Origin of the sequence: Mycobacterium sp. (genome assembly GCF_035623875.1) — a bacterium.
Classification (GTDB): domain Bacteria; phylum Actinomycetota; class Actinomycetes; order Mycobacteriales; family Mycobacteriaceae; genus Mycobacterium.
Window position 1 is genome coordinate 1 of record NZ_DASPSP010000151.1, and the last position, 4,085, is coordinate 4,085.

The 4,085-nt window shown below is 64.5% G+C and carries 3 protein-coding genes and 1 pseudogene; 2 read left to right on the forward strand and 2 right to left on the reverse strand.

Annotated elements, in window-relative coordinates; genetic code table 11:
- Both VEI45_RS12015 and VEI45_RS12020 read right to left on the reverse strand, forming a co-directional pair.
- A pseudogene (locus VEI45_RS12015) lies at nt 1–204 on the reverse strand (alpha/beta hydrolase); the annotation flags it as partial.
- 52 nt (nt 205–256) lie between these two features.
- On the reverse strand, nt 257–1,357 hold the full coding sequence (locus tag VEI45_RS12020; RefSeq protein WP_324853403.1) for an NAD(P)-dependent alcohol dehydrogenase: 1,101 nt from the start codon (nt 1,355–1,357) through the stop codon (nt 257–259).
- 533 nt (nt 1,358–1,890) lie between these two features.
- Between VEI45_RS12020 and VEI45_RS12025 the strand changes: the two genes are divergently transcribed.
- Together VEI45_RS12025 and VEI45_RS12030 are read left to right on the forward strand one after the other, a co-directional pair.
- A complete protein-coding gene (locus tag VEI45_RS12025) occupies nt 1,891–3,399 on the forward strand; it encodes an HAD-IB family hydrolase (RefSeq protein WP_324853405.1) in 1,509 nt (502 codons plus the stop codon).
- A gap of 53 nt (nt 3,400–3,452) precedes the next feature.
- Nucleotides 3,453–4,085: 1-acyl-sn-glycerol-3-phosphate acyltransferase (locus VEI45_RS12030; protein WP_324853407.1), on the forward strand; the 633-nt coding region annotated here is incomplete at its 3' end.

A 4,085-nucleotide genomic window follows, 5' to 3' on the forward strand; every position in this document is an offset into this window, starting at 1 on the left:
CGGTTCGAGATGCGGCAAGATCGGCGACCAAGCCCGCCAGATAGCGGTGATGCCGTGCAGCAATAGCAGGGGTGTCCCGGTTCCGGCACGGTGGCTTGGGGTCAGTTCCAATACTGGGAACACGGCGCGGGGTCGCTGGCGGTCACGTCGGGCCTGTGTAGCCACCGCGGCCACGGCGCTGCCGGCCAGGAGCGCCGTGGCCACGGTGGTTGCCCGTCGCCGCCTATTCGTCGTCATTGTTGTCTCGGAACTCGAATCAGGGTGTCAGCACGGCCTTGAGCACCTCGCCGCGGTGCTGAGCCTCGACCGCGTCGTTGATTTGGGCCAACGGCATCGTGGTGATCAGCTTGTCGAACGGGAACTTGCCCTGATCGTGCAGAGCAAGCAAGTAGGGGATGAACGTCTGCGGGTCGGAATCGCCTTCGACGATGCCCCGGATGGTGAGCCCGAGCAGCGGCGGTTGGAACAGCCCGACCGAAAACACGGCCTGCGGATCAGCAGGCACACCGATCAGCCCGAGCATGCCCCGCATCCCGAGGGAGGCGAGCAGCTGCTCTACGACGGGTGTTACCGCGGTGGTGTCGACGGCGTAATCGGCTCCGGCGGGCGCGATTTCCCGGATCTGCTCGGCCAGTGGACCGGCCTGCGGGTCAACGACGTGGGTGGCGCCGAGTTCCGTGGCCAGTGCTCGTCTGCTCTGGTGGAGGTCGACGGCGATGATCGACGAGGCCTCCCGCACGACAGCCGCCATTACGGCGGACAGCCCCACCGCTCCTGCGCCGGCGACGACCACGGTCGTCCCGGGCTGCACGTCGAATGAGTTCAGCACTGCGCCGGCCCCGGTCTGGATGCCGCAGCCAAGCGGGCCAACAAGCTCGACCGGAGAGCCCGGCGGAAGCTTGACCACGTTGCGTTCATGGGCCAGCGCGTGCGTCGCCAGTGACGACTGGCCGAAGAAGTTGGCCCCCAATTTCGTTCCGCCAGAAGCTAACCCGGACGTACCGTTGGGGCGCATGCCGCTGAAATTGTATTCCAGGAAGTTATGGCAATACGCCGGCTCTCCCATCGTGCAGCGCGGGCAGGCGGCGCAGCTGTTGAAACTGATCGCGACGTGGTCCCCAACGGCGACCGTCGTTACGTGCTCACCGGCCGCCACCACAGTTCCGCTGCCCTCATGCCCCAGCACGCCAGGTAACGGAAACGGCAGATGCCCGTGCTGGACAGCGATGTCGGTGTGACAGATGCCGGCCCCGGCGATCTTTACCACGACTTCGTCGGGCGCTGGCTCTTGAAGCTCCACTTCGGTAAGAGTGAACGGCGCACCGACCTCCTGAACCACCGCGGCTGAGATCTGCATCTGTTGCCCTCTTCTCTTTCCGGCGGCGTTGGGTCCGAACTGTGTCTGGTCGCGATTCCCGGCGGACCCAACTAAAGGCGGGCCGACGTCACAGACTCCCGTGCAGCGAGTCTGACCGACGAGCTTGCGTCGCCGCGTCACCACATCGGGCGGTTCTCTACCCCACAGAAGGGGTATTTCGCGCCAACACTCTTGGCCGTGGGCTTTTGAGTCTTCATAGTGGGATGGCCAGAGCCAAGGTGACTGTCGCAAGCTACCTGCCCCGATACCGTGCCGGTGTGTCCTCCGTCCCAAACTCCGGGCATGCGGGCGCGGTGTCGGGGCCGGGTTTGCGGTCAACGGAGACCGCATTCCCACGGCACGGCCGTCACGACGGCGACGCAGGGGAGACGAAGTGAGAACCGTGATAAGTCCACCAGCGCGCCGGGACGAGAATCTGCGTCCAAGCCGAGGCAAGACGTGGATGCTCAGGGGCTGCCTCGAGGACAACGAGGTCCCCGAGGCAGCTCACGAGGCGGGCCGCGGGATATGAGATGACCGGTACAACGCCGTCGTCGATTGCGGTCGACCAGCTCATCGAGGACGTCAAGGTGGGGCCCAGCGGTCCCAAAGTCGCCGCTTTTTTTGACTTCGACGGAACCCTGATCCAGGGATATTCGGCCAACGCGCTCATCGCTCACCGTGCTCGTAACTTCGAATTGGGGCCCGACGAGTTTGTTCGCACGATGCTCGCTGCACTGGGCGGCCCCCTCGACGAAGCCGCGTTCAAAGATCTTATGCTGCAGGGGATCCGGGGCTGGGTGGGCCGTACCGACGACGAACTGATGGAACTCGGAGAACAGCTGTTCGCCCGGGAAATCGCCGGTGCGCTCTTCCATGGGGCGTGGCGATTGGTGCGTGCCCATCAGAACCGAGGCCACACTGTTGTCATTGCGACATCTGCGACCCGGATGCAGGTGCAGCCGATGGCCCGCGAATTAGGTATCGACAACGTCTTGTGCACAGAGCTCGGGACCGAGCATGGTGTGCTCACCGGTGGCATAGCGGGACGCCCGCCGTGGGGGGAAGGCAAGCCAGCTGCGGTCCGTGAATTCGCCAGACGCGAACGAATCCCGCTGAAGAACTGCCACGCGTACGCGAATGGCGATGAGGATATCCCCTTCCTCGACGCGGTCGGGTTCCCGCATCCGGTCAACCCTGGGTCGGTCCTGGCCCGCCACGCCGGTGAGCACGGATGGCAGGTCGTGCGGTTCCGGACCAGGCGGAGCCAATTCCATCCGATGGCGCTGGTCCGGACGACGGGCTTGTTAGGCAGCTTCGCCGCGTCGGTCGGCGCGGGCGCGGTTGCCGGGGCGTTGACCTTCGACCGTCGCGGCGGAATGGACATGGCCACGTCCCTGTTCGGTCGCGTTACAGGGCCATTCGCGAATATCAAGTGCGATGTCAGCGGCGAGGAGAACACGACGCACCGTCCCGCGGTGTTCTTCATCAATCACCAAAGCACGCTAGTCGACGCGCTGGTCACCTCCAGGGTGGTGCAACGGGGCTTTACTGTGGTAGCCAAGGCCGAGGTGAAGCAGATTCCTGTGCTAGGGCAGCTGCTCACGCTGGCCGATGTCGCCTTCGTGGACCGCTCTAACACGTCCAAGGCCATCTCGGCGATGCAACCTGCGGTGGACAAGCTGCGTAACGGCGTTTCGATCGTAATGTCGCCCGAAGGCACCAGGTCGCTGAGTCCGCGGATCGGGGCGTTCAAGAAAGGCGGCTTTCATTTGGCCCGCGACGCGGGGGTTCCTATCGTCCCGATCGTCATCCGCAATGCCGGCGAAATCATGTGGCGCAATGCAAAAGTGGCGCAGGAAGGCACGATCGAAGTTGTTGTCCACGAGCCAGTTCCGACTGCCAAGTGGACGAAAGCCGATCTCGATGAGTGGGTGACGCGAATGCGTCAGCTCTACGTGGACACCCTCGACGACTGGCCGGGCAGCCAGGCCGGGAAGCGGTGGTCGGAGATGATCGCGAAGGCATCGGTGCGGAAATGACGGTGCTGGCGGATCGCCTCGCGCGGCTTCTGCGCGCGAACGGATCCGCCTCCGTGCAGTCACCGGATGACGGCGAGGCTCTACTCGGCTCCAACGAATTTTCTAAAAGCACAGCCGAATTGGCGTCGCAGCTGGGCCGCGACGTGGCCGACGTGCGGGCCGAGGCTGCCGCCTACGTGCGCGAGATGGCAGCAACCCATGTCCCGGCCGTCGTGGGTGCCTGGCAAGCCTGGTCCGCATGGATGGTCCGTGGATTCCAAGTTGTGGTCGATGACGACGACCTCGCCAAACTGCGCGAGCTCGACCGCGACCACGCCTTGATCTTCTTGATCTCGCACCGTTCGTACCTGGATCAGTTTTCGTTCCCACCACGCCTTAGGCGGGAGGGCATATCGCCGACGTTCGGGCTGGCCGGTGCGAACCTTAACTTCTTTCCGCTGGGCACGTTCGCCCGGCGTAACGGGTTCATTCCGGTGCGACGCTCGACGGGGGATGTGCCCGTGTACCGATTGGCCCTGCGCGCACTGGTTGGCCAGATGGTGGCCAGCGGTCGCAACCTGGTGTGGTCGATTGAGGGCGGGCGGTCACGCACCGGCAAGCTACGGCCACCGCGTTACGGGTTACTGCGTTATGTGACCGACGCGGTCGAGTCGGTCCAATCAGAGCGGACCCTTGCTGTACCGGTT

Coding starts and splice junctions, on each gene's coding strand:
- VEI45_RS12020 (WP_324853403.1), bottom strand. CDS start 1,357: ATGCAGATCTCAGCCGCGGTGGTTCAGGAGGTCGGTGCGCCGTTCACT.
- VEI45_RS12025 (WP_324853405.1), top strand. CDS start 1,891: ATGACCGGTACAACGCCGTCGTCGATTGCGGTCGACCAGCTCATCGAG.